Source organism: Paenibacillus sp. FJAT-26967 (assembly GCF_001541095.1).
Lineage (GTDB): Bacteria > Bacillota > Bacilli > Paenibacillales > NBRC-103111 > Paenibacillus_F.
Window position 1 is genome coordinate 1 of the sequence record NZ_LMXH01000003.1, and the last position, 26,958, is coordinate 26,958.

A 26,958-nucleotide genomic window follows, 5' to 3' on the forward strand; every position below is an offset into this window, starting at 1 on the left:
GTGGAAGCACAGCAATGTGTGGAGCTGACCAATACTAATCGGTCGAGGGCTTGACCTACAGGTCTTTACGAGAGTAGAGGCCAACATCGGAAGCATGGCCTATGGCCGTGCACCACAAGATCTTTGGATGGATCTTAGTACATCTTTCGCTGCTAGTTTTCAGGGTACAACCCTGCTATGAGTAGTATGTCCGCAAGGAGATGCTGCGATTTTCGAAGTCTCTAACACTTCGGAACATCCTGTTTGGTGACGATGGCGGAAGGGAACCACGCGTACCCATCCCGAACACGACCGTTAAGCCTTCCAGCGCCGATGGTACTTGGACCGCAGGGTCCTGGGAGAGTAGGACGTTGCCAAGCAAAGTGAGCCCACTATTGAGTGGGCTTTTTTGTTTGTTTAATCCTTACGACTTCACATAAATTATGTGATCATTAGAGTCCTCACGGGAATCAGCATGGTTGGAAATATAGATGAGGTCAGGCGATGAATCTTTGACCGACACCGTGAACAAACAGAAATTCTTAATTCTTATGTGTGCATATATATTTTAGAGCGATCCAGGGCTGACTGTCTTTAGACAGGCAGCCTTTTTTTTATAACGTTCATACACAAAATTTCTGAGTACATTCCAGTACATTCGATTAGGTTTACTTAATTCATAAATCCTTAGCTGACCGCTCCTTTCATTTTTCTAAATCAAGTTATTGAGCAAAGGAATATTGAAGAAATATGCATGATAAAAGGGAACATTTAGGAGGGTATCTTGTCTAATAGGATGGAGGTGACAGAGATGGAATCGGAATACTTAAAAGATATCGATTATGTAGATAGTACGGAGTTGTATAATCTGATGAATCAATACGGGGACGATGTTTGGAGATACGCTTATGCGATAACCAAAAACAAGGAGCAATCGAAGGATATTGCACAGGAGGTCTTTATAAAAGTTCATTCTCATCTGCATACTTACCGGGGGCAATCATCATTCAAGACATGGCTCTTTGCCATTACAAGGAATATAGCGGTTAACGAGATGAGGTCCAGTTATTTTCGCAAGGTTTTACTTTTCGGGAACGTGAGGAATACACGAACAGAGCAGTCTGCTGAGGGAACTTATATCGGAATTCAAGGGGCTGCGGATATTCGCAGTATTATTATGGGCCTGTCCAGAAAGTTGCGGGAAGTACTTATCCTGGATTTGGAACATGAACTGACCATGCAAGAAATTGCGGATGTACTCCGTATACCGCAAGGAACGGTGAAGTCCAGACTCAATAGGGCACGCAAAAAGGTCGAGAAGATATGGAGGGAAATGGAGAATGAATAACCGCAAACCAGATTGGTACGGGGTAGTTAAGGAAGACATGACCCAAAAGGGAATGTTCACTGAAAAGATGAAACAAATCGTGATCGAACGGGTTGAACACAACCGTTACAAGAAAATGAATAATGTCCTTTTTAAAGTTGTATTTCCGATAGCCGCGGCTGGACTCATGCTCAGTATACTGATAGTCCCTCTCTCTAATAGCTGGCCCGCTATTTTTCCATTAAAACAAGGGGTAGATTCAAGTGGATCAATGAGCCCGCCTGGAGCTTCTGAATACGATGTAACACTGAATTATGAACCTGCAGCAGATTTGAAAGTAATTCCCGAGACAGATAAAGCAATCAGAAGAGTCCGATTGGAGCGAATACCGCTATCATCTGTAACGGTTAAAGAAGTGGTGGCGAGCGATGGGATGGGGAAGTATGTGGAATATAGGAAGGAAGGAGATCCGAATCCTTTTTTCGGTTATGATTCTACGAACCTTTTAAGCTCCGCGAATGAGGGGTTCTATGAGATCGGTTGTGGGAGATTGAGCGATGTGAAATTCCGGAAAAGTGATGCTTTCGGTTTCTCCAATCTCCGATTAGACGGTAAATGCGGGCCTGAGCGTAGATGTACCTATTGGATTTCTCGAGATGATAATAATATTATCGCCAATTATCAAATGGATGCAGCCGCTATTTATGAGGAGGATCTGGATAGAGATGGAGTGACCGAGGCCGTCGTTCTTACCCATGATCAAGATGTGCACATCTACAAAAATATAGCGGGCGTGATTAAGTCAATTGATGTACAGGCAGCCCTGCAGGCTACATTTAGAGATACGGTAACGTATGATCCTGTTCAGCGGACTTTTCAGATCAGCAGTACTTTAGAGACCAGAAAGTACCGATATGCTGCCGGTATAGACAAACTTGTGCTGTTGGAGCGATTGGAATTAACCTATAAAGGAACAATGTGAAAATTTTAACATGACAAAAGCGGATATATTGGTTATGATGACTAAGAAAATCGAATATGTGAACAGGTGCCAATTATGCATGCCCAATAGGGAGTCATGAATTGGTTAAAAGGGAAGCGGGTGAAAATCCCGCGCGGTCCCGCCGCTGTATAAGAAGAGTCCTTGCAAAATGCCACTGGGAAACTGGGAAGGCTGTAAGGGTGTTGAAGCTTGAGCCAGAAGACCTGCCTGTTCCGTCGTCACACCATAACTCTACGATGGATAGGAAGGTGTTTTAGTGCATGCTTTATTTAGCTATGTATTCTATTAAACCTCTTAACATTTTATGTTAAGGGGTTTTTGCTGCTTAGCGCATTTATTCTTGGGACTAGATTCAGAATGAAGTGAAAGGAAGGATGACTAAGAAATGAAGAGAAACAGATTAATAGCTTGGACGCTCGTTCTGTGTATGTTCTTGTCCATGTTCTCGGCAGGGCTTACAGTAACCAGCGCCAATGGGGCGAATCTTGTAACGGCAGGGCCGGAGGAATCGGCAAGCGTTACGACGGATGTATATCCTGCTTTACAGGATTCCCGAAGTGCTTTATTGCAAGCGGACACAGAAAATCCGAATATTACCATAGAAGGGTTAACTGATAAACAGATCCTATCAACCAAAGAAATCAGCTTCAAAGTCATCGTAACGGACAATGTGTATACAGACATTGTTCCGGAAGTGAAGGTGAACGGAACTACTATTCTGCCAACACGTGCACAGTACCAGGCTTCTCTGGTCCCGAGTCGTAATACAGTAACAATAACAGCGGCAGATGGAGCAGGGAATAGAGCAGACGAATCTTATGAGATTATCTACAAAGATCATCCCGCTAACTCCCCAAAAGCACAGCTGGATAAGAATCTGGCTTTTCTCGTAGGATCGGTAACGGAGCCGACCTTCGGCACGGGTGGAGGAGAATGGTCGATCCTTTCCCTGGCCAGAAGCGATTACCCGGTACCGGCGGGTTATTACGATATTTACTACAAGAATGTTGCTCAAAAAGTCGCAGAGTTGATGCCTAAGTACGGCGATAAACTCGACAAGAATAAAGGTACGGAACATTCCAGATTAATTCTGGGGCTTACTTCTATCGGCAGAGAAATAACGGAAGTGGCTAACTACGATATAAGGAAAGCTCTTGCCGATTATAATTATGTGATCAGACAAGGGATTAATGGTCCTATCTTTGCCCTGATCGCATTTGACAGCAAGCCTTACGAGATTCCTCAAGTGTCAGGGACCGCTGTACAGACAACCAAAGAAAAGCTGATCCGCTATATTCTGGACCGGGAGATCAAGAAGGGGACCGGCGAAGCCGGCGGCTGGGCACTGAGCGGAAGCAATCCCGATCCGGATATTACCGGTATGGCGATTCAGAGCCTCACGCCTTACTATAATCAGCAGGCGGATGTAAGAGAGGCTGTTGACCGTGCTGTCATATGGCTGGCCAAATCCCAGAAGGATGAAGGCGGCTTTGCAAGCTGGGGAACGGTAAACAGCGAAAGTATCGCGCAGGTTGTCGTAGCTTTAACCGGGTTAGGAATCGATCCGCATACGGACCCCAGGTTTATTAAGAACGGACAGTCGGCTGTCGATGCCCTGATGAGCTTTGCGGTCCCTGAAGGCGGCTTTATGCACATTCTTCCGGGGAGTTCCGGAAACGGCGGCGCAGGAGCCGGGGTGGTCGACGGCATGGCTACGGATCAAGGGACTTACGCTCTGGTAGCCTATGACAGGTTCGTAAACGGCAAAACCCGTCTCTATGATATGACCGATGTTAAGGAAGATACGACGAAGGATAAGGTTCTGCGGCTGCCATCGGGCGATCAGCCTAATCTTGCTATACCGCAAGATGAACGGAACTATATTGTTCCGGTAACAGCCGGCGATAAGCATAAGGAAATACGAGTTGAGATTCCGGGCGATAAACAATCGAAGGTTTTCGTTAAGCTTCCTGCCGCTCAGGCTTTGCCTCAGTTAGAAGCGGTTAAGGGTAGTGCATCCGTCCTGCTGCCGAAGGGGGCGCAAGTGACAAGCGGAGATGCGTCCGCAATTGAGATGCTCTCACCTGTCCTTTTCTCGGATGCGGTACTAAGGGATAAGATTAACGAGATTCTTCCTAAGAACAAGAAGCTGGATGCTATTACCCAAGCTTTTTCCGTGGGCGGGCAGGCTAGAGTTGAATTCAGCGAGTACGTTACGTTAACTTTCAAAGGGATGAGCGGCAAAGAGGCTGCTTATATAGAAGGCGGGACTCCGCACGCCATTCACAAGTATGCCAGCGGCAGCGAAGGAGAAGTTAGCGGACTTCACGAGTATGCCTACGACAGTGGCAATGATCTGATCGTCAAAACGAAGCACTTTACGGATTATGCTGCCTATACGAGCAGCACCATTCAAGCGCCTGGCGGCGGGGGAGGCGGAATCACGCCTCAGCCTAAACCTTACGCGACAATCTCTGTCGATAAGGAAACGATCAATAAAGGGTTTGTGGTCGCTGCTACGGACGTGGAGCTGCAATCCGGCGATACGGCATGGACTTTATTAAAGAGAGTGCTAGATAGCAATGGGATACCTTATGAATATGAGTGGACCGAGAAATACGGAAGTGTCTATGTGCAATCGATCGCTGGAGATGGTGAATTCGACCATGGTACCGGCAGCGGCTGGATGTATAGTGTCAACGGATCGTATCCCAATTATGGAGCCACTAAATACGTCCTGCAGAACGGCGATCGCCTGCAGTGGCGTTACACAACGAATCTGGGTGCTGATTTAGGACAGGATCTAAGCCAGTGGGAGACTGCTAAACCACCGGTTCTCATCGATCCTAATGATCGCACACCTGTAGTAAACGTGCCTAAGGATACTCTAGCGGATTATGTTCTGGATATTACGAAGGAACTTGTAAATACAGACAAGATAACAATTAATCTACCCGAACTGGCATCGAAATTTATTCTCAATTTAAAAGACGCTAAAGATGATATTCCTTGGCTCGCCGTTACCAAAGGCAGCATTCAAGCGGTTATCGATAAGGGTACCAAGCTTACGGCAGGAGATGATCAATTAGAGCTCCTAACAACAATAGACCCGAATGATAGCGGCATTCAAGCGCTTGTTAAAGGTATTTTGAAGGACAACGAGAAGCTGGATAAAATCAACCATGCTTTCGTATCTGGCAATCCGGCGAATCCGGCTGTGTTTGATAAACCGATTTCTTATATATTCAAAGACGGTCAAAAGCAGCTCCCCGGCTACTCTACCAACAAAGAGTTCACGCCGATTGTCATTTATGAGACAGAGGAAGCGGGCATACAGGCGAGCAAGGGCTCCAGCAAGACAGCCTATGCTTATATGAAAGACAACGATCTCGTGGTCAAAATTAACTTTGCGGCGACTCTTATCACGTATACGTCCAGCAAAACCGCACCGGTTGTGAAGCCGCAGCCGCAGCCGGATCCTAAACCGGGCAAAGTGGATCTTAAAAAGCTGTACAAGGATGCAGGTACAATTTCATCCTGGGCTTATCAAGCGATCGAAGAAGCAACGGCAAATAACATCATCGACGGAAGCGGCGGGAAATTCAATCCGCAGGCCGATGTAACCAGAGCAGAATTCACCAAAATTCTGGCAGCTATGCTGGGACTTGATTTTACAGAAGACAAGGTTATCAGCTTCAAGGATGTAAGTCCGGACGAATGGTTCTATCCAGCAGTCAACGCTGCCTTTAAAGCGGGGATAGTCGGCGGCTTCGGTGAAGAATTCAAGCCTAACGATAAGATTACCCGTGAGCAGATGGCCGTCATGATTATTAGGGCATTGGGAGTTAATCCGTTGAAATCCGATGCCGGACTTACCGATCTGGATACGGTCTCTTCCTGGGCCCGAAACGATGTGGAAACGATCATCGCCCTGAATTTGATGCAAGGGTATGATAATCAGTTCAAGCCGCAAGATTATGCCACGAGAGAAATGGCAGCTGTTGTTGCGGTAAGAGCCTATACTTACTCTAAAGACTCCAAACCCGGTGGGGAAAAACCGGAGCCTGGGAAACCATCTCAAGGCAAGCATGAGGAAGTAGCGAGCCAGATCCGGAATACCGCAGCTTTTCTGCAAAAATCAGTGGATGATCCTATTATAGGCACCGTGGGAGGAGAATGGACAGTCCTTGGACTGGCCCGTTCCGGTGTGGAAGTGCCAGACGCTTACTATGCTAAATACTATGCCAATGTGGAGAAAATCCTTAAAGAAAAGTCGGGCAAACTGCATCACATCAAATATACGGAATATGATCGGGTCATTCTGGCTCTAACCTCAATAGGCAAAGACATTAAGAATGTAGCGGGATATGACTTGAGGGAACCACTTGCTGATTTTGAAACGCTGATCAAACAAGGGATTAATGGTCCTACCTTTGCTCTTATTGCTCTTGACAGCAATCAGTATGAGATTCCCGCCGTTCCAGGGGTAAAGACGCAGACAACTAGAGAAATGCTGATTCAGTTCATTCTGGGCCGGGAGATTAAAGGCGGAGGATGGGCATTAGGGACGAATGCCGCTGAAGCCGATCCGGATGTTACATCCATGGTGATTCAAGGGCTCACTCCTTACTATAAAACGAATGCCGATGTAAGAGCCGCGGTTGACCGGGGGATCGCGTGGCTGTCCGCCGCTCAGACAGCGGATGGCGGTTATACAAGCTGGGGCTCCGTTAATTCGGAAAGTATAGCCCAGGTCATCGTTGCCTTGAGTGGACTCGGGATAGACCCTCATCGGGATTCCAGATTTGTCAAGAACGGCCGTTCACCGGTGGATGCTTTACTGAGCTTTGCCGCTAAAGAGGGCGGATTCTATCATATAAAATCCGGTGATAAAGGCAATGGTGGAGCCAATCCCGGAGAGATAGATCTTATGGCTACCGATCAGGCGATGTACGCTCTTGTAGCTTATGACCGTTTTGTTCAAGGTCAGTCTGGCCTTTATGACATGTTGGATGTTAACTAGCATTTAACTTGGAGAGCTAAGCAAGGGTTGAAGTCCAGTGCCCTTGCTTAGTTATTTAAGGAGGGAAATACAAGTGAGAAATAAGAAATCATGGATAGCCGCATTATTGATCCTGGGCGTACTCGCGGTTGCGTTTTTCTGGGGAGGGAATACTCCGAAGGGCCCGGTAAGCCAAGGGGGGTCTGAGGCGCAGTCTGTTAATGAAAGCGGCCCTTCTCCGGCTGCCGTGAAGCCAAGTGGTCAAGAGAACGGCGGCCCAGCAGATAGTGCAGGCCCAATCGGCGATAAGGCATCTGAAGCTGACAAGAAAGAAGCAAGTGAAACGCAGGAGACTAAAGCAGCAAGCGAGGCACAGGCGGAGAAACCGGCTGACAAAGAAAAATCAGCAGATTCAGATCATAAAAAGCCGGAAGAGCCCGTGGCTAAAGGGGACGATCAAAGTTCTGCGGCAAAAGAGCAGGGAAAGGAAACCAAACCTGCTCCAACCAAGACGGAACCCAAACCGGCGGTTCCGGCAGAACCTAAAAAAGATAAGTATCTGACTGATCCTGTACCGGAAGGTAAACCCAAACCTGTGGAATGGCAGGATATAAAGGTCAATAAGAATAAGAGTTTGACTGTCACACTGTCTGTATCCGCCAAGACTATCCTGAACAATATGGATCTATTTAATAAGGACAAGCTTGAAGTGCTGCCCAAGGACGGAGTGATTTATAAAACAAAGACGGTTACCTTCTATGAGGGGGAATCCGTGTTTGATGTCCTGCTTAGGGAAATGAAAACCAGTAAGATTCATATGGAATTCGAGATGACACCTATCTATAACAGCAATTATATCGAAGGCATTCATAATTTGTATGAATTCGATTGCGGCGAGCTCAGCGGATGGATGTACAAGGTGAACGGATGGTTTCCTAACTACGGGAGCAGTCGTTATATGCTCAAAGACGGCGATGTCGTTGAGTGGCTGTATACGTGTGATCTAGGCCGGGACATCGGCGGAGGTATGGCTGCAACCGGGGAGAAGAAGTGATGCCGGATCATTTTTCTTCCTATCATCCCTTTGTCAATTTGGTCTATTTCATGGGAATACTGCTGTGCAGTATGTTCTTTATGCACCCCGTGTTTCAAGTTATCGCCCTTATCAGTGCCTTTGTTTACTCCGTTATGTTACAGGGCATGAGAGCCTTGCGGTTTAATTTGCTCTACATGATTCCTCTGCTGCTGATCGTAGCGGTAATGAATCCTGTTTTTAACCATGCGGGAGTTACGATCCTATTTTATTTGAAGAACGGCAATCCCATTACGCTGGAGTCCATTCTCTTTGGCGTGGCGGCAGCCTGTATGTTCGTGACCGTAATCATGTGGTTCTCCTGCTATAACGCTGTAATGACTTCGGATAAATTTATTTATCTGTTCGGTAAAATAATCCCTTCGTTATCCTTGATTTTCTCGATGGTGCTCCGTTTTGTACCCAGATATATCACGCAAATCAAGGTGATTTCGAATGCCCAGAAATGTATAGGCAGAGATGTCACTCAAGGCAATATCCTGAGAAGGGCCCGGAACGGAATGACGATCCTCTCGATTATGACCACATGGGCGCTCGAGAATGCGATTGAAACTGCAGACTCCATGAAGTCCAGAGGCTATGGACTTCCTAATCGCACAAGCTTCTCCATCTATCGCTTTGACAGCCGGGATAAAACGGTGTTCACCATTATGATGGTGCTGCTTTCCATCCTTCTCCTGGGAGCCGTATGGGGGGAGAACACAATCCGGTTCTTCCCCTCTATTAAAGCCGCGAGTATTACACCGCTGAGCGTACTGGTGTATACCGCTTACATGTTTCTCTGCATGATGCCCGTAATCATTAACCTGATGGAGGCAGTAAAATGGAAATCTATCAAATCAAAGATCTAGTCTTTACTTTTCCGCAGCAAAAGAGAGAGGTGCTATCCCACCTAAATCTGTCGATTCAGAGTGGAGAGTTTGTGACCATTTGCGGCAAATCGGGCTGCGGCAAGAGCACTTTGCTCAGACAGCTCAAAACCGTCCTTACTCCGCACGGGAAGAAGAGCGGGGAGATTTATTACAATGGCCAGCCTATTGAAGAGTTGGAGCAGCGCACGCAGGCATCCGAAATCGGGTTCGTGCTTCAGAATCCGGACAATCAGATTGTGACCGACAAGGTCTGGCATGAGCTGGCATTCGGACTTGAGAGTCTGGGATTTGATCCGGGTACGATACGTCTGCGTGTGGCCGAAATGGCCAGCTTTTTTGGAATACAAACCTGGTTTCACAAAAATGTAGCCGAGTTGTCCGGAGGGCAGAAGCAGCTTCTGAATCTGGCCTCCATTATGGCCATGCATCCTTCGGTGTTAATTCTGGATGAGCCGACCTCCCAGCTGGATCCGATCGCGGCTGCGGATTTTCTGGAAACCGTGAAGAAAATCAATCAAGAGCTGGGGACGACGATTATTATGACGGAGCACCGTCTCGAAGAGGTGCTTCCTGTTTCAGACCGTCTGATTGTGATGGATGAAGGAAAGATTATAGCGGATGACGTACCTTACATGGTCGGTGAACAACTGTACAGGATGAACCATCCGATGTTTCGCTCCATGCCCTCACCGATGCAGATTTATGCAGGAGCGGGCAGCGAACTGCGCTATCCGGTTACGGTCAAGGAAGGACGCCAGTGGCTGAATGCTTTCCTGAGTGATAGGACGGCAGCGGCAATAGCGGATAAGAAGGAAACACCGGACGTGGCGGGCCACACTGTTATTAAGTTTAAGGATGTCTGGTTTAAATACGAGAAGAATGGCACCGATGTTATCAAAGATCTTTCTTTTGAAGTGAAGAAGGGACAGTTTTACTGCATAGTTGGCGGCAATGGAACCGGTAAAACTTCGACTTTATCTCTGATCAGCGGTATCCTTCAGCCTTACCGGGGCAAGGTTCAGGTGAATGGGCAGAATCCTGCCCGGATGAAGCCTCAGGAGCTCTTCACCCACAATTTAGGGATACTTCCGCAAAATCCGCAAACGCTGTTCGTAAAAAAAACGGTCAGACAGGATTTGGCTGAAATGCTGACCGGCACCGATCTGACTCCAGAAGAACAAGCGGTCAAGATTGAGGCCATGGTAGCTTTTGCGGAGCTCGAAAGTTTGCTTGCCATGCATCCTTACGATTTAAGCGGGGGAGAGCAGCAGAGGGCAGCGCTTGCTAAGGTACTCCTGCTGGAGCCGCAGATCTTATTGTTGGACGAACCGACCAAAGGTCTGGATGGATTTTTCAAAGAGAAACTCGCCGTATTTTTGCACAAGCTGAATGCTGCAGGGGTTACCATTATCATGGTTTCGCATGATATCGAATTTTGCGCCAAGTATGCAGAGGTGTGCGCCATGTTTTTTGACGGAAGGATCATCACGACGAACAGGGCGAAAGCATTTTTCGCAGGCAACAGCTTTTATACGACTGCAGCCAATCGGATGGCACGCCACATATGGCGTGAAGGAGTAACGGTAGAGGATGTGATTGAACGATGCCAGAAAAGCGGCAGGAAAACCGCCGGCTCAGCCGCCGGACTTTATTAGCAGCTCTGCTGATCCTTATTCTTATTCCGGCAACGATCCTGCTGGGGGTATTCGTCTTAAACGACCGGAAATATTATTTCATCAGCTTATTGATTGTCCTCTATACGATGATTCCATTTGCAATGGTGTTTGAGAATCGTAAGCCGCAGGCACGGGAGTTAATCGTAATCGCTGTACTGGCGGCGATTGCAGTAGCCGGACGCGCAGCCTTTTTCATGCTGCCCCAGTTCAAGCCGGTGGTCGCTATCGTTATTATCGCAGGGGTAAGCTTTGGAGCGGAGGCAGGCTTTCTTGTAGGGGCTATTGCCGGCTTTGTGTCTAATTTCTACTTTGGACAGGGACCGTGGACCCCATGGCAGATGTTCTGCTTTGGAATCATTGGTTTTCTGGCCGGTGTTTTATTTAAAAAAGGGCTGCTTCAAAAATCAAAGCTATCGCTATGTATTTACGGAGGGGTGTCGACGTTTGTGATTTATGGAGGCATTATTAATCTGGGCTCCCTGATGATGTTCACTTCCCAGTTCTCATGGCCAGCGCTGCTCGCTACCTATGCATCCGGTTTTTGGTTTGATTTGGTACATGCGATTGCGACGGTATTCTTCCTGTTCGTTCTTTCCCGGCCCATGTTTGAAAAGCTGGATCGCATTAAGATGAAGTACGGACTTATCGAACCCTAGATGTTGTTTTATAGTCCTTAAGCTCTATATGGTAAACAATAAATAACCGCAGTTCAATTAATATAAATTATTTCCAAAATAATTTATATTAATTGCCTTTTGAGATTCTTATGTGCTATTTTATTAAAAGGAATGAAGTATACTAGTATTTTACAAAAGGGGAAAATGAAGATGAATATTCTAGAATTAGCCCATGATAATCTCTGCCGGATTTCGGATAATGTCTACCCTGGGCGAGGAATCATTATCGGGCTCAATCAAGATCAGAGAACGCTTACACAAATTTATTGGATTATGGGAAGAAGCAGTAACAGCCGTAACCGTGTATTTGTAAGAGAAGGAGATTTCGTGAGGACGGAAGCCCATGATCCAGATAAGGTCACGGATTCTTCTTTAATTATCTATAACCCGATTAAGTCTGTCGGCCGTGTGCACATTGTATCCAATGGGGATCAGACAGATACGGTATACAACTTTATTAGCGAAGGCGAATCTATGGAGGAGGCCTTGTTCACAAGAGTCTATGAACCAGATGCGCCTAACTTCACACCAAGAATAACAGGGATGATTGATCTTAACTCTAAGTATGCCTACCAGTTATCTATCCTAAAATTGTTGAATAGCGGAGATGTGTGCGGAAGATTCTACTATAACTATGAGACCGCAATACCCGGAGTGGGACATTGTCTGCATACTTATAACGGTGATGGAGATCCTCTCCCGTCTTTTTCAGGAGAACCTTTTCCAGTTGAAATCTCAGGCAATATAGATCAGATTGCAGATCTTTATTGGGGACTTCTTAACGAGGAGAACCGTATCTCCTTGTTAGTAAAAACCATTGATAGGAACAATGGAGACACTGAAATTGTTATTAGAAATAAGCATTAAAAAATAATTAATTAGTAGAGTAACTAAACGTACCTATGTATATTGACAAATTTACAAAACTTAAATATATTTGATAATAGTGTAATTAATTTCAAAGAAACGGAAATTTTTAAATAAATTTTACATTTTTTAAAATAGGAAAGACCTTTTCCAATCAGCTTTGGCGGGCAAGATGGAAAAGGTCTCGTGAGAGAAATAGGTCTTTTGTCACTAATGATGACGTTTATTTGTCATGCACGAAGTGATAAAGTTTTTCTCTTGTTGGTTATTATATGCCATTTAAAGATATATTTCAACGCGTGTTGTTCTCATTTTATCCAATTCATTCACATGACAAGGGAGATAGTATATGTACGATATTTGTGTGGAGAAACTTCAATCCATCTATAGTGTAACTCTTAAACTTCCCATGCATCAGCTTACTGCCGATGTAAATGTTTTTAGCCAACTGGGAGCAGATTCATTAGACATGTTGACTCTAGCTTTTGAGCTTGAACAGGCTTTTGGCGTTATTATCGACGATGGGGATTTAGAACATCTTTATACTTTATCTGGAGCAATGCAGCTTTTGGAAAGCAAAAGGCAATCGCTTAGCCATGAGTAAAAGAGTGAAGTCACCACTGAGTACTAGAGTTGTTATTTCAGGTATGGGCGCAGTCACTGCTCTAGGTTCAGGTACAGATAATCTTTGGCAAGGACTACAAATGCAGCAACAAGCTTTCACTAATCCCACTCGTTTCGATGGAAGCGCTTATCGTATTGGTAAAGGGGCGTTTATTCCATCAGCGAATACAAAGAGCGGGTTTCACTCGCTGGATCCAGCTACCCGTTACGCGCTCGATGCAGTTTCTCAAGCTATCCGTGATGCTGGAATAAGTAAACGGGAATTGGCCTCTGCAGGTTTAATTCTATCTACCACAAGTGCCGGGTGGGTCTCGGGGGAAGCAATCTACAAACAAGCATTTGAACAGCAAAGGGATGCAGGCGGAGAATTGTCGGGCGATTTAGCTTTAACTTCTCAAGCTTACTATGCCGGGGCGGCTCAAACCATCGCTAACCGGCTTGGTATTCAAGGGATGGTCTCCACGATGTCAGCCGCTTGCGCATCCGGGACCATGAGTATTGGTTATGCGGCACAACTCATTCGCAATGGACACACGAATATTATGCTGGCGGGAGGGACAGATGCTATTGCCCAGGTGCCGCTTGCTATTTTTAACGCGCTGCGTATCGTATCCAATGACATTTGCAGACCATTTGATCAACAGCGTAACGGCATGATTCTTGGTGAAGGATCAGGAATCCTTGTACTGGAATCTCTGGAAAGTGCGCGTTCCCGTAATGCCGAAATTTATGCAGAAATTCTAGGGTGCGGGATAACATGTGACGCCGTGCATATGACACGAGCCAGCAGTGAGGGGCTGCTTCGTGCAATGGACATTGCCCTGTCCAGTCATGGGTTGCAGCCTGATGATATAGGATATATCAATTGTCATGGAACCGGGACGGCAGCAAACGACAGCAACGAGATGGAGGCACTTCAACAGAAGTTTGGAGAAACCTCGGAACGGATTGCGGTTAATTCTGTTAAGTCTGTAACCGGCCATCTGCAAGGAGCGGCGGGAAGTGTAGAGGCCATTGTAACGGCGCTCAGTTTAAAATATCAGCAAGTAACCCCTACTGCTAACCTGATTAACCCGGACCCTGAGTTTTCCTTTAATTTCATACAGGACAAGCCCGCTTCTATACCAATGAAAGTTGCCATGTCCAACTCCCTTGGTTTTGGCGGTGTGAATGCTTCGTTAGTCATGGCATCCGGGAGTAACCTATCTTCTTCGATAAATGAAAAAAAGCTGATCGCTTCAGAATCCCACCGCGTTTTCTTGAAGGGCTGGTCTTATCTTGCTCCAAGCAAGACCTCCGAATATTGCAAGGTGACTGATAATGGTAAACGTCTGTATATGATCGAGCAAGAAATGGAGAGAGACATAGAATACGACAGGATAGCATCACAGGTTGTACATACAGTAGGCGAAGCATTGAAGAGTGCGGGATTGCCGGATAAATCGACGAATGCAGAGCGGATAGGTATTTCTCTGGAAACCTTCTATGGTTCTCAGTGCACGGGAGAAAGATTGCTATCTACTATTCTGTCAAAAGGTACGCGGGCGCTTAATCCGAATGAAGCTACCAAAAATACGTTTAACGCACCTGCCACATTTGCAGCCATTCGTTATCAGCTTAAAGGCATTAATTCGACGTTTGCTGTCGGAAGCAATGCCGGAGGAGATGCTCTACGTTATGCGTATGATCAGCTAAAGAGTGATTCTGCCGATCAGATGGTGATTGGGGGATACGATGAGCTATCTGCTTTTGCCGTTAACAGGCATCCCGATTACAGAAATGGAATCGATGATTTAGTAGAGGCGACAGCAATGGTTGTACTCGAATCCAACCTGCATTCTTGCAAGCAAATTCCGCGTTATTCTATTGAAATAATAGGAGTAGGAAGTAGTTATTCGTATGACGGGCGTTCTGCCACACGGGTTGAAGCCCTGTATCGTTCGTTGAGAGAGGCATGTCAAGTCTCGGGCATCGAGAATCTTGATGCCCTTACGGGCATTTGCTGCAACTCGAATGATGAAAGTACTTCATTGCAGAAAACTGAAATTGAGGTATTAGAACGGATGGATGCGAAAATAAACGGTTTTCAACGAATAAGTACACTAGATCTGGTTCGTGGGAAAGTATGGGGAGCGGGGATGACTCTTGCCCTTATACGGGCTGCGGAGTGGATGGAGAAACAACAGGACGATGAATCCCTGTTATGGTGTTATTCCGCATCGAAAAGAGGAACAGTAGTGAGTGCGTTGCTGCGCAAAGCGTGGGTAGGTGAATCCGAATAATGCAACATCTAACCGAGTTATCTCAGGCCCATGGTTTAGAGGAAAGGCTGGCAGTCTATGCTGCTGCCTTCCCTGACCGCGCAGCAGTAATAGAGGGTGACAACACAACGACTTATGCCCGACTTTATGAACTATATAAATGTGTACGGCATGAGATGTGGCAGCAAGGCGTTAGGGAAGGAACCCGAATCTTGATATCTTGCCGAGAAGCGGTCCCGTTCTTTGCAGCCATGTTAGCTTCAATGGAGATTGGAGCACTCGTTCTTCCGGTCGCGTATGACCAGAAGGCTCTGGAACGCTCGAAGATCCTCTCTTTATTCGATCCTGAGTATATCTTTAGCGATAGACACGATGGAAGTGAAACAGCTCATGGAATTCATCCATTGAATGTACCGGTAGAATTTACTTGTGACAGAGATAATCCAAACGAAATATTTAAGAAGCGACGGCTTCCCCCTGAGACAGAACTAATTATACATGTAACATCCGGTTCTTCTGGTGTGCCGAAGGCTGTGGGCCGTCAACTTGGTAATCTGCTGGATGAAGCAGAAGCGATCGCATCACATACTTCAATGTCACCTGAAGATCGAATTCTTTGTGCCAGTCCTCTGCACCATAGTTTTGCTTGTGGATTTTGGCGGGCGGCAATTAAGTCGGGAGCCTGTCTGGTGGTTTCCAAAGGTTTTAGTCCCAAGAGGTTTATCGAACTCTGTTCCAAACACCGAATCACTTTAACAATAGGTGTCCCCTATCATTATATGGGACTGCTTCAATCAGAAGATCTTGCATGCAGCCTATCAAGCTTGCGTCTTGCCTATACGGGCGGAGTAAAGTTGTCTAAGCTTACAGCACAGCAGTTTAGGGAACATGCAGGAACCCCTTTGCTGCAGGAGTATGGTTTGTCGGAAGGCGGGGTGGTTTCGTTAAACGATTCTCCGCACAAGCCGGATTCAGTAGGTAAGCCGCTTCAGGGAGTGGCAGTATCTATCTTGAATGAAGAAGGCATCTTGCTGTCTGCCAATCAAATTGGGGAAATCCATATTCAACGTCCTTATGCACCCTTGAGTTATTGGTCTGATTCGATCGATTGTACCCATTCGCTGAATACAAAGTTTGGTGTTCCTACAGGAGACTTAGGATGGCTTGATGAGGATGGTTATTTGTACTTGTCCCAGCGCAAGAAGTGGATGATCAATGTTGGCGGCAATAAAGTCGATCCTGCAGAAGTTGAAGAGGTCATGATGGGCAGCGGCTGGGTCGAAGAATGTCTGGTTGTACCTAAGAAGGACGAGTGGAGAGGCGAGGTCGTGCAAGCTTTCATCGTTGCTAAAGCTCTGAGTAACATGGATGAAAACGATTTGTACTTGTACTGCAGGGAAAGACTTTCTGCTTTTAAGGTGCCCAAGACGATTCATCGGGTAGACAAGCTTCAGAGAAGTGATTCAGGGAAAATTTTACGATCTTACTATATGAATGAATGCTAAGGAGTGGACATTATGTTGGCTGACGCTTACAAAAAAGCAAGTGTAATGAAGACAGGAGAATATTTAACGACCATTAATGAGATGACCGATCAGATTCCTGCGCTGCGTCCGCAACTGCTGTGGCATGCTGCTCATGAGTTAATCAAAATTGGTGAATGGGCGGGAAATAAAATTTTGACGGAAGAAGACAAAGGGGTCGCTCTTGCTACAACGGTTTCTTTAATTAGAGGGCTTCCTCTTGCAGTTGCAAGGTGGTATCCCTATCATCTTCCGACAGAAATCAACATACCGATCAGTTGCGAGTACTACAAAGGAAATCTCTATGTAAACGGCATCAATCCAGGTGATCAGGTCATTCTTGTAGATGACACGATTAGTACGGGAGGAACATTAATCTCTCTTATCGATGCGGTAAGGCAGCGTGGTGCAGATATAGCCGAAGTCTTAGTGCTTGTTGAAAAGGTAGATAACAGAGGTGTGGAACGCGTCAAAACGGAAACGGGCCTCGATGTTAAAACGGTAATGAAAATTCAGGTAGAAGAATCAGGCGTTATCGTTTTAGATAAGTAACCATTATCCGCCAAATAGGAGATCACATGAATCCAGTTTCTATTCAAACAAGTTTGACCGAAATCGTCCGAAGCTCTGTACAATACGGAGATTATATTTTGAAGGATGGGACACCATCCACTTTTTTTGTGGATGGCCGGGTAATTACCAGCCATCCCTCTGCTCTGACAGCCGCGTCCACTCAAATACTGGATAAAATTGTGGAAGTGAGGGCGGACGCGATCGCAGGAGAAGATACAGGGGCTACTCCCATAATAGGGGCTTTGTTAGTGCTCGCTGAGTTAAAGAATGTCCCGCTTCAGGGGGCCTATATTCGTAAAACTCAAAAGAATCATGGGGTTTCGGGATTATTGACCACATCGGTCCGTGCCGGAAGCCGCTACGTATTGATCGATGATGTTTCCTCAAGTGGGGATACATTAATACGATGCGCCGAATTTTTACGCGGTTTGGGAGCGGAGATCGTTCTTGCCATCAGCATACTTGACCGGCAGCGTGGAGCGGATATTAGGCTCAGAGAAATCGGTGTGCCATTATTTAGCCTATTCCAAATTAATGAAATAAATCAAACAGACTCCTGAGAGCGAGAGAAGGGATGATAACTATGAAAACTCATGGATTTTCGGGCAAGCTGATTGTGATGTGCGGTGTGGACGGCAGTGGTAAAACAACGATGATTGAGAAATTGCAGGCCGACTTGTTAGCGCGGTTTCCGGCTGAAAAGCTTTTGTTTACAAAGCAGCCACGCGACCTTGTGAGAGAAATGGATATCTTTAAAACGATGATGTACACGCCTAAACCAAATGTGGATTATAGAGCTGTACTGTTACTGACACTCTCCGAAAGACTTCAGCATGCACATGAAGAAATTCTTCCTGCGCTGCAGGAAGGGAAAATTGTAATAAGCGACCGCTATGTTTATACGTCGATTGCCAATATGCGTGCTAGAGGTTATCTGAATGAAAACTGGTTCTTTGAAGTGATGGAGCATCTTCCTCAACCTGATCTGGTTCTTTTGGCAGATGTGCCCGCCGAACTTTCCCTAGAGCGTGTAAAAGCAAGAGAGAGCGAGAAAGATCGCTACCTGAATGAACAACTTCACCGGGATGTTACTGCGCAATACAGAAATTTAATTCAAGAAATGGGACTCATTTCGTTGGATACTTCACGTACACCTGATGAGGCGTTTGAAGATATGCTTACGCAAGTTAATAAGATTATTGAAACAGCGGAGGTATTTAAATGAACTGGTCCTGTTTAGTAAAAGAATTGGAACAGAATGTAGACTGGAATGATTCTACTTATCGTGACAGTAAGGTCGTGGAGGAGATTTTGAAGACATTCGGACGCCATCCGGAAGAAATTCAATCTCGCTGCCAGCAGATTCTTCGTGATGAAGAATTGTTGAACCAATATGAGCCGCATATGAACTACCCGCGTATCACTATGGACAAATTTATGATTTATATGCATCCTGAAGATCTTTTCCGGATACGTATCCATCGTTTTAAACATAAGAAGTTAAATGGTGAAACCTCTGCAAAAGTGCATAGTCACAAATGGCTGTATTCAACACTTATTCTCAAAGGAGCATACAGAGACACCTCTTTCCGTATCGCTGATATTGACGAAGAGAAGAGAACAGCCAAACTAGAGCTCATCGGTAACAGGCTGTTACAAGAGGGAGATACTCATTCAGGGCAATTAGATGTAGCTCATCAGACAATAAACGAGAGCGATTCCGAACATTGCTTATCCCTATTTGTCCGTGGGAAGACGATGATGCCGGCTGCGCGTATTTATCAACCGGAACAAGGGACTTTCTATCCTACATTCGGGGCTAGGGAGCAGTTGCGTGTAGGTTTGGAGCATATAGGAAATCTCAATCCGAATTTTCATTAAGCATAAGGGGGCAGGCGCATGCAGCAGTGTGAATGGACAATAGAGCAGCAAACAGTGCTTTTACTGGGAAGCATTACGGTAACAGACGAGAATCTGGAGCGGGCCCGCACGTTCTTCGCAGTTAAAAATTTTGACCATGCAGTATGGATCAGTTATCTATTAGACCACAAATTAGCCCTTATTACTTTCTGGAATATTAAAAAATATAAATTAGAGGGCTTAATACCTGGGAAATGGCGCCACATCCTCGACCTTTATTTTCAATCCAATCAGTATAGGAACGAAAGGATGATGGAAGAGTTATCGTCTGTTCTGGAGGCATTATACAACGCGGATGTGCGTTGTGTCTTACTAAAGGGCAGTATGCTTCGATACACAGTATATCCTGATATCGGTCTCCGTTATAGCAATGATATAGATTTGCTTATTCCCGAGAACGATCTAACCAAAGCGGCGGAGATAATTTCCTCACTTCAGTTCATTCAAGGACATTACAAGCTTGATGAGAAAATAATTGTACCGGCCAGCCGGCAACAAATTATGTTGAAACGGATGACAACCCACGAACTAGTACCTTTCCTTAAAGAAATCAAGAAACCATTTTGTGAGTTTATTGAATTAGATGTTCATTTTGATATCTTCAGTAGATCAAAGAATTTACAGCACGCATTTCCGATTAAAGAGTTGTTTGAGAATGCCGAACTCCGTTTTATCGGCGAGCAGCATGTACCTTGCTATACACTTTCCCCAACCCATAATTTGTTGCAGCTAGCCTCTCATGCTTATCAGGATGCTGCGTTAATGCAGGGGATTCTGAATAGAAAAGATAATGAACTTATTAAATATGTAGATATTTATGAATCTGTACTGCTCAACAAAGGCTCCATAGACTGGGTACAATTCGCAGCTGATTTGCTGGAGGGCCAGGTTAATCATGTGTTCTACTATGTGGCTTATCATGTCGAATTATTATTCGGCGAGATATTTCCCGCTTCGTTTATGGAAGCCATTCGTCCCGAGCGGTTAGATTATCTAAACCAATATGCCCAGGAAGAAGCCGAGCCTGTCCAGTGGAAAACTTCCTTTATGGAACGGCTTTTTGACCGATCAAGAATAGATGAGGTTTTTCAGGTGTTTCAAGTGGATCGCGAACGCTTCGCAGAATCCAACAAATTTTTTGGTGTCTTTGAAGGCCAGTTCCGATAATTTATAAAACGCGGCGATCAATGAATCGTTCATAAGAGGAGTAAACACAATGAGTGAAGGTTTAGTTAAATTGAAAGAAATTATAGCGGAGTGCTCTCCGCTTGATATCCCGACAGATCAAATCCGAAGCGATAGCCGTTTTCTTCAGGATCTTGGATTTGATTCCATGTCAATGATTACATTCATCGTGAAACTGGAACAAGAATTTCAGGTTACTTTTCCTTATGAATTGCTTGTAGGTGAAAAGATGGCAACGGTACAAAATTTAGAAAATACTCTTTCTGAACTAATAGCTCTATAACTTCATAATGAGTGTATTCTTCAATCTATATTCCGGAGGGTTGAACTGTTGATGCATCCTATAGCTGCTCTCCTTTATCAAGCTGCTCATACTTATTCGGATCAACTTGCCTTCATGACATTGAAACACTCATGGAGCTATCAACAATATTGGAACATAAGCAAAAAATTTTCTTTAGCGCTAAAAGATCTGCCGGAAAGAAGCAGAATCGCTTTGAAATTCAATAACGGGGCTTCCTTCGTTACGGCGTTGTTCGGTACCTGGGCTGCAGGACATATACCTGTGCTTATACCTTTTCGTGCAACGTCCAAGGAAGTAGATTCTCTTATTCATTTAAGTGAATGCAGAGCCGGATGGGCAGATCAACAGCATGAAGGACCGGGAATCTGGAATTTATGGGATGCTGAGCAGGAGTTGTTACTCTTTCAAGCAGATGACATGGAATTGTCGGATGAAGAGTTGTTGAATCAGGAAATCAGCGAGGAACAGCTTCATGAGTGTACGGTTCTTCTTCCTACATCCGGTAGTACAGGTACACCTAACCTGGTGATGCTAACACCTCATAACTTATTAAGTAATGCTCATGCCCATGGTAAGGCTATAGGGCTTACTCCAGAGGATCGATGGTTTATTACAATGCCGGCATCATTCAGCTCTGTTCTTACCACTCAAATTTTAACTTGTTTGCAGTTCAGAGTTCCACTTGTGCTTTTTCCTCTGCCATTATTTCCGCGGGTTCTTAAAGGTTTTTTGAGTCAGTTGGATGTTACTTGCTTCTCCGGCGTACCAACAACATTCATCGAACTGCTCCGCGAACCGAACCAGCCTCTTTCACGAATTAGACTTGTTGTAGTTAGCGGCGCCCAGCTTACAGAGCGGCTCTTTATGGAGATGCGCAGCTATTTTCCTCAAGCAGATATTTTACAGACATACGGTTTAACGGAGGCTTCCCCACGGGTGTCTGTTATGCGTCCTGGACAGCAGCAGCTGCACTGCGGCCCTGCAGTCGAAGGCGTTAACATCTCGATTGTGGATTCTGAGGGGAACGAGTTGCAGCCGGGCATGGCCGGCGATGTTCTAGTTTCCGGGAATGGCGTCATGCTCGGATACTATAATAACCCGGAATTGACTCGTCCTTTATTGGCAAATGGCCGTCTTCGGACTGGCGATTACGGCTATATGGATAAAGAAGGGAACCTCCATATTACGGGCCGCAAGAAAAATATGTTTCTGATAGGCGGGCATAATGTATTTCCAGAGGAAATTGAACAATGCCTGCTGCGGATGGAATCCATTGAAGATGCTGCAGTTGTAAGCCGCCCTGATGAGCTCTACGGAGAATCTATCCTGGCCTATATTAAGCCCAGGAGCATGGACGGGATACATATAAAGGAACTGGAGCTTCACTGCCGCAAGGAGCTTTCAAATTATAAAGTGCCGAAGGAATGGATCTTTGTTGAGGATATGCCGAAGACAGGCAATGGTAAATTGGATAGAAAACGATTAAAGGCGATGGCTGAACAGGCAGATTCCGGCTCAGAATTACATCAATAAAGGAGTATTAAGAGATGGAAAAGGTATTTAATAATCCTTCATATAACTATTTGGACTGCCGGAAAATTCAGGTGTTTAATTATCTGGCGGCTAACGGCATAGATTTGAATGTCTTCTTTTATAATGCATGGGAAAATGCAAAAGAGGTACATGAAGAAATCATAACCAAGAAGCAAAGAAAGTGGTCATACGAACCGAATGTAGGAGGAAACTGGGCGGATTTCGGCATCGAAACCGTAAAGGTTGCCTATCAGCAATTTGAAGACGTAATTCCGCTTGTTAACGAATTAATAGAGCGCAAGCAAGATGTTTTTATATGGCTGGATGCTCATTACATAGATCACAGAAAATTAGATCCGCTTTTGCACCACTCCTTGGCGATAAAGGGCTATGAAGAGAAAGATTCTTTTCTATTGGATGACATCCCGGTTAAGCAGGGAGTTATCTCTCCGGTATCTAGAATCCATGACGGATGTAATTATTCCAGAAGGAAATATATAACCTACTATGATCTTCATAACTACGAGCTCTCTGAAACCACAATGATACAAAATAGAGCGAAATTAAAGCTGCATATTGAATCTATTGATCATGATTTTAATTTCTATGAAAGTATTTTCGTCAGACTAACAGATGTACATCCAAATGAAGCGATAGAACTAATCCCTTATATGGATGATGCTCTATCCATAATAGCGGGATCAAGATTCCTTTTTGCGCGTTACTTAATGACAGATGGTGTATTGTCTGAGCTCTTTGGGGATCTTATTTCTCATTATATTAAAACCATAGAACTACTGAAAATTATGCTCCTGAAGGCAAGTATCACGAAAAAATTAGATAGTGAAGGCCTTTCTGCCTGTTGTAAAAAACTGAGTTCTATGGAATCTGACTTGGTTCAGCGACTTAAGCTGGAAACGACGTCTGACGTATCTGGCTGGAGAAGTACATTTGACGGCACAAGGGAAATATTTTCCCCCGAACAACTTGAAACTGTGGCATCCAGTGATACAAGCATCAAGATCAGATGGAAGGAGTCTGCCGATATCTGGACGAATTCCTATGACATTTATCTGGATGGAGCTTTTCTTGATAACACCAAAGGGTGTTCCTATACCTTTTCCAATCTGATTCCCGATCGTTCCTATTCTGTCTCTGTATCATCCCGGGATGCTTTAGGCAATAAGAGCGAAGAACAAGCCACTATGTTAGCCGAGACGAAATGGGATACAAAGAATGAGGATTTGGCAGTGAATAGACCTGTATATTCCTCCTCAGATGAGAATTTGTTATACAACAAAGATAATGTGACAGACGGAAATCAGGATACGAGATGGAGTAGTCTTTGTGACGATTCTCAGTGGATTTATATAGATTTGGGAGGAGTCACTAATTTTAACAGCGTTATTTTGAAATGGGAAGATGCACATGCAGCATCCTACCACCTGGATGTATCCAATGATGGAGTGAACTGGACAACCATTTACACCAATCTTGATTGTAAAGGAAAGACGGAGATCCTGCATTTCGAGACCCAGCAGCAGAGGTATGTAAGAATGAGCGGTATTAAGAGAGCGACGGAATACGGCTATTCATTATGGACATTTTCTGTATGGAATAAAAAGTAAGTTATAGAAACTACTGTGTAATGATACGAAAGAGGAAGTAGGTTGAGCAATGTCTATTATTCGGGTAGAGGATTTATGTAAAGTATATCAAGTGAAAAAGTTGCGAACAGGAGCCCTTGGCGGAATCGTGGATCTATTTGCTCCACAGATGCAGAAGAAGGAAGCGGTTAAAAGCATTGGCTTCTCTATAGATAGAGGTGAAGCAGTAGGATATATCGGGCCTAATGGCTCTGGCAAGTCTACAACGATTAAGTTGATGACGGGGATTCTGACACCGACTTCGGGAAAAGTGACCGTAAATGGAATAGAACCTTACAAAAAAAGAAAAGAAAATGCTCAACGGATCGGAGCTGTTTTTGGTCAAAAGTCACAATTGGTATGGGATTTATCGCCAAAAGACTCTTTTGAACTGTTCAGGTTCATTTACCGGATCCCGGAGCCAGTCTACAAACGGAATCTAGATAAAATGATGACGCTGCTCCGAATCTCTGAATTCGATACGACGCCGGTCAGGCAGTTAAGTCTTGGTCAGCGAATGCGTGCAGAAATCGCATGTGCGTTTTTTCACAATCCGGATATTTGCTATTTGGATGAGCCGACTATCGGATTAGACATTGTGGCGAAGGAACATATTCGCGAATTTTTAAGAGAAATTAACCAAGAGAAAGAAACAACCATTATTTTGACCACACATGATATGGACGATATTGAGCAAGTATGCGGCAGGATCATTCTAATCAATGAAGGGCAAATTATTCATGATGGAGCGATGAAACAATTCCGGGAGATTTACGGTAAAGAGCGAGTCCTAACGGTTCAATTGGAAGAAGACGTCACAGCCATGAGTATAGAGGGGACTAGATCCATTGAATTAAAGGACCGGGTAGCGAAGATTCATTACGATAAACACAACATATCCTCTACAAGGCTGATTCAGATGATAGCATCCCAATATCAAGTGTTGGATTGCCATATCGAAGAACCCAGAATCGAAGTATTAATTCGGGACTTTTATGAAAAGAGAGTCGATCAGACATGTTAGCCATTCTTTCGAGCGGACGTGCGGCCTATTATCTAGCTGTTCAGTCTTTTAAAAAGACTTTAGTATTCAGAGCGAACTATTTCATTCAACTGGCTAGTGAATTTATTATTGTTTTTCTAAGCGTCCAGTTGTGGGAAGGGATTTATAATGCCAACGGAGATTTGGTTAAACAAAGCCTTTCTCAAATGATTACTTACATGGCATTAGCGAGATTAGTAGCTCATATTGATATGGAGTTTGTACGCGGAGTACAGGAAAGGGTCATAAGCGGCGCAATCGGCAATGAGCTGATACGGCCAATGGAGCATTCCTGGTATCTTTTTGCCCAAGAATCAGGGAGGTTTGTAAGTAGACTCTTAACATTATCCCTTCCCATCTATACAGTTGTTTTTTTTGTCTTAGATATTAATGTACCGAAGGATCCTTTAGTTCTCCTTTTATTTTTCATCAGCCTTACTTTATCTTTTGCGATTATGTTCTATATCAATTATTTTGTGGCTATCTTAGCTTTCTGGATTCAACATCTATTCACATTAAATGTACTCAAAAATAATTTGGTTCGTTTTCTTTCTGGAATTTACGTTCCGCTTTGGATTTTCCCTGTATCCGTCGTTGTACTAGTTGAATATTTGCCTTTTGCTATGGTTGCTTTTGTTCCGATTCAAATTTATTTGCAGCAATATTCGATAGCTAAATCAGTGGCTTTTATCGGAATTCAGGGCTTTTGGCTTATTGTGGTCTATGTATGGGCTAAATGGATGTGGAGCATCATGGTCAAAAGAATAGAAATTAGTGGAGGATAACCAATGAATGAACTGAGGTTATACATGCATGCCTTAAAGCTTCAGTTAAAAGCGTCAAGAATGTACAGAGCTAATATGTGGCTCGGTTTTATAGGCATTCTTTTTCTATATGGAACACAACTTATTGTCTTGTATACAACTCTTCATTATTTCAATGAGCTAAAGGGATGGAGTTCTTCTGAGGTAGCTTTATTATTCAGCTTATTTTTATTCTCGTATGGTCTGATGATTAGTATATTTGCTGGTATCAGGGATTTTTCACAATTAGTAAGAAGCGGGCAGTTGGATATTATGCTGGTTCGACCCCATTCGCTAATTATTCAGGTACTATCTGGCCGTCTGGAATTAAACTCGTGGGCTCATCTATTGATTGGGGGAACGGTTCTGGTGTATTCCATCCTTCAACTGGACATTGTCATGAGTTCATGGAAAATATTCCAATTAATACAGATCATTATCGGAGCTGCCTGTATACAGACAGGAGTATTGCTGATCTGGGCGGGTCTGAGTTTTAAGATCCTGGACACTAATGCTTTGCAATTTCTTGGATTTACGATTAACAACAACTATATGACTTATCCGTTATCGTTGTACAATCAAAGTATTATGTTTCTGTTTACATTCTATCCTATGGGGTTCATATCCTATTATCCGGCTGAATGGTTTATTGGCCGTAATTCGGGAGATTCATTAGGAAAGTATACTTTCCTTATAGGGGTTATCTTCTTATTGGTGACGTATAGTTTCTGGCTGCTTAGCTCTAAAAAATATGAAAGTACAGGCAGCTAAAAAAGAAGAAATGGTAAAATAATTTGAGATACAGGCTAAACTAACAAACACGCCAAAATTGGCGTGCTTTTTTGTGTTGAAGAAAATCTTGACATCTGAAAAGACAAAACAGATGGTTGAATATAAGGACAAAATTGTTTATTGTTTACCTTTAAAGTAGACCAGTCTTTAAATTGTTTATAAAATTTATTGAAAAAAATTAAATGAAACAATATAATGTTTGCATGAGAACGAACAAAATTGTTATTTGTTTGTTTGCCGTAAAAATTGCCATCAA

Annotated in this window: 22 protein-coding genes, 1 rRNA gene and 1 riboswitch; all 23 genes read left to right on the forward strand. The window is 44.3% G+C overall.

The genetic code is table 11. The features are described 5' to 3' along the window. The first annotated feature begins 242 nt into the window (after positions 1–242). The 23 genes from rrf to AR333_RS14715 all read left to right on the forward strand — a co-directional run bounded on the left by rrf (position 243) and on the right by AR333_RS14715 (position 26,681). A 5S ribosomal RNA gene (gene rrf / locus AR333_RS14605) occupies positions 243–359 on the forward strand. Between the two features lie 404 nt (positions 360–763). Beyond that, positions 764–1,327, forward strand: a complete 564-nt coding sequence (locus tag AR333_RS14610) for an RNA polymerase sigma factor (RefSeq protein ID WP_253735865.1) — start codon at positions 764–766, stop codon at positions 1,325–1,327. After that, entirely contained in the window at positions 1,320–2,288 is a 969-nt protein-coding gene (locus AR333_RS14615) for a hypothetical protein (protein ID WP_068776125.1), read from the forward strand. Before AR333_RS14610 ends, AR333_RS14615 begins: the two co-directional genes overlap by 8 nt. Before the next feature lie 47 nt (positions 2,289–2,335). Then, positions 2,336–2,535, forward strand: a riboswitch (cobalamin riboswitch). Positions 2,536–2,694: 159 nt separating this feature from the next. Further along, complete coding sequence (locus tag AR333_RS25445; protein ID WP_068776126.1) at positions 2,695–7,332, forward strand: S-layer homology domain-containing protein; 4,638 nt, start codon at positions 2,695–2,697, stop codon at positions 7,330–7,332. A gap of 73 nt (positions 7,333–7,405) precedes the next feature. Continuing rightward, positions 7,406–8,365 carry a DUF4430 domain-containing protein gene (locus AR333_RS14625; RefSeq protein ID WP_068776127.1) on the forward strand — a complete coding sequence of 320 codons (960 nt, stop codon included), beginning with the start codon at positions 7,406–7,408 and terminating at the stop codon, positions 8,363–8,365. Beyond that, the gene (locus AR333_RS14630) at positions 8,365–9,255 is read left to right on the forward strand and encodes an energy-coupling factor transporter transmembrane component T (RefSeq protein WP_068776128.1); all 891 of its coding nucleotides are present in this window, start codon (positions 8,365–8,367) and stop codon (positions 9,253–9,255) included. Before AR333_RS14625 ends, AR333_RS14630 begins: the two co-directional genes overlap by 1 nt. Further along, positions 9,228–10,931: an ABC transporter ATP-binding protein gene (locus AR333_RS14635; protein ID WP_068776129.1), complete on the forward strand. Its 1,704-nt coding sequence runs from the start codon at positions 9,228–9,230 to the stop codon at positions 10,929–10,931. Before AR333_RS14630 ends, AR333_RS14635 begins: the two co-directional genes overlap by 28 nt. After that, positions 10,880–11,608: an ECF transporter S component gene (locus AR333_RS25020; protein WP_068776130.1), complete on the forward strand. Its 729-nt coding sequence runs from the start codon at positions 10,880–10,882 to the stop codon at positions 11,606–11,608. The genes AR333_RS14635 and AR333_RS25020 overlap by 52 nt, the downstream gene beginning before the upstream one ends. A 171-nt stretch (positions 11,609–11,779) precedes the next feature. Then, positions 11,780–12,496 carry an IMP cyclohydrolase gene (locus AR333_RS14645; protein WP_068776131.1) on the forward strand — a complete coding sequence of 239 codons (717 nt, stop codon included), beginning with the start codon at positions 11,780–11,782 and terminating at the stop codon, positions 12,494–12,496. Between the two features lie 349 nt (positions 12,497–12,845). Further along, positions 12,846–13,100, forward strand: coding sequence for an acyl carrier protein (locus tag AR333_RS14650; RefSeq protein WP_068776132.1), 255 nt, complete (start codon positions 12,846–12,848; stop codon positions 13,098–13,100). Further along, on the forward strand, positions 13,093–15,402 hold the full coding sequence (locus tag AR333_RS14655) for a beta-ketoacyl-[acyl-carrier-protein] synthase family protein (protein WP_084783702.1): 2,310 nt from the start codon (positions 13,093–13,095) through the stop codon (positions 15,400–15,402). Before AR333_RS14650 ends, AR333_RS14655 begins: the two co-directional genes overlap by 8 nt. Next, complete coding sequence (locus tag AR333_RS14660; protein ID WP_068776134.1) at positions 15,402–16,886, forward strand: class I adenylate-forming enzyme family protein; 1,485 nt, start codon at positions 15,402–15,404, stop codon at positions 16,884–16,886. The genes AR333_RS14655 and AR333_RS14660 overlap by 1 nt, the downstream gene beginning before the upstream one ends. A 12-nt stretch (positions 16,887–16,898) precedes the next feature. Further along, on the forward strand, positions 16,899–17,456 hold the full coding sequence (locus tag AR333_RS14665) for an adenine phosphoribosyltransferase (protein WP_068776135.1): 558 nt from the start codon (positions 16,899–16,901) through the stop codon (positions 17,454–17,456). Positions 17,457–17,482: 26 nt separating this feature from the next. Next, positions 17,483–18,037 carry an orotate phosphoribosyltransferase gene (locus tag AR333_RS14670; protein WP_068776136.1) on the forward strand — a complete coding sequence of 185 codons (555 nt, stop codon included), beginning with the start codon at positions 17,483–17,485 and terminating at the stop codon, positions 18,035–18,037. Positions 18,038–18,060: 23 nt separating this feature from the next. Beyond that, positions 18,061–18,702 carry a dTMP kinase gene (gene tmk / locus AR333_RS14675; RefSeq protein WP_068776137.1) on the forward strand — a complete coding sequence of 214 codons (642 nt, stop codon included), beginning with the start codon at positions 18,061–18,063 and terminating at the stop codon, positions 18,700–18,702. Continuing rightward, a complete protein-coding gene (locus AR333_RS14680) occupies positions 18,699–19,358 on the forward strand; it encodes a hypothetical protein (protein WP_068776138.1) in 660 nt (219 codons plus the stop codon). The genes tmk and AR333_RS14680 overlap by 4 nt, the downstream gene beginning before the upstream one ends. An 18-nt stretch (positions 19,359–19,376) precedes the next feature. Further along, positions 19,377–20,564, forward strand: a complete 1,188-nt coding sequence (locus AR333_RS14685; RefSeq protein ID WP_068776139.1) for a nucleotidyltransferase family protein — start codon at positions 19,377–19,379, stop codon at positions 20,562–20,564. A gap of 49 nt (positions 20,565–20,613) precedes the next feature. Then, complete coding sequence (locus AR333_RS14690) at positions 20,614–20,865, forward strand: acyl carrier protein (protein ID WP_068776140.1); 252 nt, start codon at positions 20,614–20,616, stop codon at positions 20,863–20,865. Between the two features lie 51 nt (positions 20,866–20,916). Beyond that, the gene (locus AR333_RS14695) at positions 20,917–22,419 is read left to right on the forward strand and encodes a class I adenylate-forming enzyme family protein (protein WP_068776141.1); all 1,503 of its coding nucleotides are present in this window, start codon (positions 20,917–20,919) and stop codon (positions 22,417–22,419) included. 14 nt (positions 22,420–22,433) lie between these two features. Continuing rightward, positions 22,434–24,047, forward strand: a complete 1,614-nt coding sequence (locus tag AR333_RS14700; protein WP_068776142.1) for a discoidin domain-containing protein — start codon at positions 22,434–22,436, stop codon at positions 24,045–24,047. Positions 24,048–24,096: 49 nt separating this feature from the next. Beyond that, positions 24,097–25,089, forward strand: a complete 993-nt coding sequence (locus AR333_RS14705; protein WP_068776143.1) for an ATP-binding cassette domain-containing protein — start codon at positions 24,097–24,099, stop codon at positions 25,087–25,089. Beyond that, complete coding sequence (locus AR333_RS14710) at positions 25,083–25,892, forward strand: ABC-2 family transporter protein (protein WP_068776144.1); 810 nt, start codon at positions 25,083–25,085, stop codon at positions 25,890–25,892. Before AR333_RS14705 ends, AR333_RS14710 begins: the two co-directional genes overlap by 7 nt. A gap of 3 nt (positions 25,893–25,895) precedes the next feature. Further along, positions 25,896–26,681 carry an ABC transporter permease gene (locus tag AR333_RS14715; RefSeq protein WP_068776145.1) on the forward strand — a complete coding sequence of 262 codons (786 nt, stop codon included), beginning with the start codon at positions 25,896–25,898 and terminating at the stop codon, positions 26,679–26,681. Positions 26,682–26,958 lie beyond the last annotated feature (277 nt).